Annotated in this window: 1 protein-coding gene; it reads right to left on the reverse strand. The window is 50.1% G+C overall.

The genetic code is table 11. From position 1 onward, the window contains the following. Nucleotides 1-1,062: sigma-54 interaction domain-containing protein (locus ACYQ8U_RS23035; protein ID WP_459947900.1), on the reverse strand; the 1,062-nt coding region annotated here is incomplete at both ends.

Raw genomic sequence — 1,062 nt, forward strand, 5'->3', positions numbered from 1 at the left:
GGCCAGGAGTAGTTTTTCATCAGTTCCAAAGCCTCTTCGGATATCCCGGAAGGGCCCCAGGAAATTTCCGATTTGAGTTGCGATAACAGATAATTGGCAATGAGAGAAATGTCCTCCGGCATCTGCCTCAGGCTTGGTGCCTGGATATTAAAAACGTTGATACGGAAATAGAGGTCTATCCTGAATTTATCCTCTTTGATAAGCTCACTGAGGTCACGGTTGGTAGCCGCTATGAGTCGAAAATCCACCGGGATGGTTTTTGTCCCGCCAAGTCGATCCACCGTTCGCTCCTGAAGAACTCGCAGGAGTTTGGCCTGCATCGATAATGGCAGTTCGCCGATCTCATCGAGTAAGATCGTCCCGCCATGAGCCATTTCGAATTTGCCTATTTTCCCCTTTGATCGTGCGCCTGTGAACGCCCCGTGTTCATAGCCGAAGAGTTCGCTTTCGAAAAGTTCCGGCGGGATCGAAGCGCAGTTGACTTTGATAAAGGGTTTATCAGCCCGCTGACTCGACTGATGAATATAATAGGCAATAACCTCCTTCCCCGTCCCGGATTCGCCGGTAATCAAAATGGTCGAGGTCGTTTTCGCCGCCAACAGACATTTTTCCTTGATGTCTCGGATGGGGGCGGATTGGCCGATGATAATATTCCCCCCCTTGAGCTGGCTGACCTGATTTTGATAATATCGCAGTTGTCCGTCGAGGAGTTCGACCTTTTTCTGCAGGTCCCAGAGTCGAGTGACCTCATTCAGCATGCCTTTGCCGACAGCACCGATCAGTTTCCCGTCAAAATCTTTAAGGGGGATCCTGGAGATAAGCTGTTGACGCCCACCGATGTACAGCATATCGCCGATTCTGGCTTTGCCGTCCTTGAGTATTTCATGTAAATGAGTGCCTTCGACTATCTCGGTGACATGTTTGCCGACGGCTTCATCAGCATCGATCCCCAAAAGTGTCTCGCTGTACCGACTTATGAAAATAATTACCCCATCCGGGCCTATGACAATGGGGCACTCGTAGGGGTTGTCTATAAGCGCGTAGATGCATTCTTCTCCGAGG

The sequence above is a fragment of the Desulfocastanea catecholica genome, assembly GCF_054657295.1.